Raw genomic sequence first — 3744 nt, forward strand, 5'->3', positions numbered from 1 at the left:
GTGCGTGCGGGCGGGGGCACCCTGATGGGGTGGAACAACCCACCGGTGAAATGGTCGGAGCTCGAGCGCCTGCTGAGCGACGCGCGGCGTCCGACCGGCGCTCCGCCGAACGGCGACGGGGGCGACAGCCCGGCGTGGTCGCACAAGCGCGGAGCCTATGTCGCCCCGGAGATCGAGCGCCCCGCCGACGCCGTGCCCTACGCCGAGCTGCACGCGCATTCGTCGTACTCGTTCCTCGACGGGGCCTCCTCACCCGAAGAGCTCGTCGAAGAAGCAGAACGACTAGGTCTCCACGCGCTGGCGGTCACCGATCACGACGGTTTCTACGGGATCGTGCGTTTCGCCGAGGCGGCTGAGGCGCGAGCGGTGCGGACCGTGTTCGGGGCCGAGCTCTCGCTCGAGTTGCCCGGACCCCAGAACGGTGAGGCCGACCCCACGGGTTCGCATCTTCTCGTGCTCGCCCGGGGTGAGGAGGGATACCACCGTCTGGCCGCAGCGATCACTCACGCGCAGCTCACGGGGGCCGAGAAGGGCCGCCCGGTCTACGACCTCGCGGAACTGGCGGAGCGTTCCGGCGGCGCTGGGGATCCGCATTGGGCGGTTCTCACCGGATGCCGGAAGGGGGCCGTGCGGCAGGCGCTGGCATCCGAAGGCCCGGCGGCGGCCGCTCGTGAACTCGACGCACTCGTCGACCTCTTCGGCGTCGAGGCCGTGTACGTCGAACTGATGGATCACGGGAACCCTCTCGACTCACGCCACAACGACGTGCTGGCGGCCCTCGCCGCGGAGCGCGGACTACCGACCCTCGCCACCAACAACGTGCACTACGCCGTCCCCCGGAAAGAACTGCTCGCCGCCGCCGTCGCGGCGGTGCGGGCGAACCGCGGTCTCGACGAACTGGACGGGTGGCTCCCGGCCCACGCCGGTGCGCATCTGCGCTCGGGGGCCGAGATGGCGGCCCGGTTCGCGCGCCACCCCGGCGCAGTGGCACGCACGGTGACGCTCGCCGACGAGCTCGCCTTCCCCTTGCGTCGCGCCAAGCCCGCGCTGCCGAAGCAGGCGGTGCCCGAGGGGCACACGCCCATGTCCTGGCTTCGCCATCTGGTGTGGGAGGCCGTGCCGCGCAAGTATCCGAACCTCTCCGCCGACGATCGCGATCGCATCGAGCGCGAGCTCGGCGTCATCGAGATGAAGGACTTCCCGGGGTACTTCCTCATCGTGCACGGCATCGTCGCCGAGGCCCGACGTCGCGGCATCCTGTGTCAGGGACGCGGGTCGGCCGCCAACAGCGCGGTCTGCTACCTGCTCGACATCACCGCGGTCGACTCGATCTTCTACCGGCTGCCGTTCGAGCGCTTCCTGTCGAGTCTGCGCGACGAGGAGCCCGACATCGACGTCGACTTCGACTCGGACCGGCGCGAAGAGATCATCCAGTGGGTGTACGAGACGTACGGGCGCGAGCGGGCGGCGCAGGTCGCCAACGTCATCCAGTACCGGCCGAAGAACGCGGTGCGCGACATGGCCCGCGCGCTCGGGCATTCGCCGGGTCAGCAGGACGCGTGGTCGAAGCAGGTCGAACGGTGGGGAGCCACGCTCGAGACCGGAGCCGATCACGACATCCCCGATCAGGTCATCGAGTTCGCGGCCGAGTTGCTGAAGGCACCTCGGCATCTCGGCATCCACTCCGGGGGCATGGTGCTCACCGACCGGCCGGTGGGCGAGGTCGTGCCGATCGAGCACGCGCGCATGGAGAATCGCACGGTCATCCAGTGGGACAAAGACGACGCCGCGTGGATGGGGCTGGTCAAGTTCGACCTGCTGGGGCTCGGCATGCTCGCGGCGCTGCAGTACTGCTTCGACCTGATCCGGGATGCCACGGGCGAGGCGTGGGAGCTGTCGACGCTGCCGAAAGAAGAGAAGGCCGTCTACGACATGCTGTGCCGCGCCGACTCGATCGGGGTGTTCCAGGTGGAGTCGCGGGCCCAGATGGGGCTCTTGCCCCGCCTGCAGCCGCGGAAGTTCTACGACCTCGTGGTGCAGATCGCGCTCATCCGTCCCGGGCCGATCCAGGGCGGAGCCGTGCACCCCTTCGTGCGGCGAAAGCTCGGTCAGGAGCCGATCACGTACGTGCACGAGAAGCTGCGACCCGTGCTCGAGCGCACCATGGGGGTGCCGGTGTTCCAGGAGCAGCTCATGCAGATGGCGGTCGCGATCGGCAACTGCACGCCCGAGGACGCCGACCTGCTCCGGCGGGCGATGGGGTCCAAACGCGGGCTGGAACGGATCGACTCGCTGCGCGAGAAGCTTTACGCCGGCATGGCCGAGAACGGGCTCGTCGGCCAGGTCGCCGACGACCTCTACGCCAAGATCCAGGCGTTCGCGAACTTCGGTTTCGCGGAATCGCATTCGCTCTCGTTCGGGCTTCTCGTCTACGCGAGCTCGTGGATCAAGCTGCATTACCCGGGCGTGTTCCTCGCCGGGCTCCTGCGGGCCCAGCCGATGGGGTTCTACTCGCCCGCCACGTTGACCGCCGACGCACGGCGACACGGGGTGCGGGTTCTCCGGCCCGACCTGCTGCGCTCGGGCGTCGAGGCGGGGATGGAGCCTCTCGACGATGCGAGTCCCCACGGCCCCACGGGTCTCGACGCCTGCGTCGACGCGCACCAGCCGCCGACGGGGGAGTTCGACCGAGCTGCGCCCGATGAGACCGCCGCGCATCGGCGGGACGGAGCGTTCGCGGTGCGGCTCGGACTGGCGGGAGTGACCGGGATCGGCGTGAAGGTGGCGGAACGTATCGTCGCCGAACGAGAGCGGAGCGGTCCCTATCGCGACATGCGCGACCTGGTGCGGCGCACGGGGCTGATCGCCTCGCAGCTCGAGGCGCTCGCGACCGCGGGAGCCTTCGAGAGTCTCGGCCATTCGCGCCGAGAAGCGATCTGGCTCTCAGGGTCGGCGGCCCAGGACCGCCTGGAGTTCCTTCCTGACTCGCTCGTAGCCGTACAACCCCCGCTGTTCACCGACCCGACGAGCTACGAACTGCTCGCGTCCGACCTGTGGGCGACGGGTCTCTCCACCGACGATCACCCCCTCACGCACTTCCGGTCGGCGCTCGACTCGCGCGGGGTCCTCACCTCTCGCGAACTGCAGACGGCCGAGATCGACCGCCGGATCGAGGTGGCGGGGCTGGTCACCCACCGCCAGCGTCCGGCGACGGCATCCGGGATCACCTTCCTCAACCTCGAAGACGAACACGGCCTCATGAACATCATCTGCTCGGTCGGGGTCTGGAATCGCTACCGCCGGATCGCGCGCGAGTCGCCCGCATTGATCGTCCGGGGCATGCTCGAACGCTCGGTCGAGGGCGTGACGAACGTGGTGGCCGATGGCTTCACCGACCTCCGCGTGGGCGTCTCGCACGCATCGAGGGATTTCCGATGATCGCGAACCCGCTCACTAGACTCGGGGAACTCGCATGAACCGCCCGCATCACCATCCAGGGGGACGACCATGACCGACACGCCCACTCCGCCCGAAGGCTGGTACCCCGACCCCGCCGGCAGCGGCGGGACACGACGCTGGGACGGCACTGCGTGGACGGACGAGGTGCGTCCGGCGGTCGCCGAGCACGCGGATGCCGCACAGGTCGATGCGCCGAGCCCGGCCGGAGCCGAGGCGACAGAGGCCGCCGCAGCGGGTGAGAGCCGGGACGAGACCGAGGTCGCGGCTCCCGCCACCCCCGCGGCC

The 3744-nt window shown here is 69.8% G+C and carries 2 protein-coding genes; both read left to right on the forward strand.

Features of this window, described 5'->3' with window-relative positions:
- The first annotated feature begins 24 nt into the window (after window positions 1–24).
- The gene (locus tag NS283_RS17850; RefSeq protein ID WP_058598187.1) at window positions 25–3438 is read left to right on the forward strand and encodes an error-prone DNA polymerase; all 3414 of its coding nucleotides are present in this window, start codon (window positions 25–27) and stop codon (window positions 3436–3438) included.
- Between the two features lie 69 nt (window positions 3439–3507).
- A partial coding sequence (locus NS283_RS17855) for a DUF2510 domain-containing protein (RefSeq protein ID WP_153003418.1) occupies window positions 3508–3744 on the forward strand: 237 nt, incomplete at its 3' end.

Source organism: Microbacterium testaceum, from assembly GCF_001476285.1.
Taxonomy (GTDB): domain Bacteria; phylum Actinomycetota; class Actinomycetes; order Actinomycetales; family Microbacteriaceae; genus Microbacterium; species Microbacterium testaceum_B.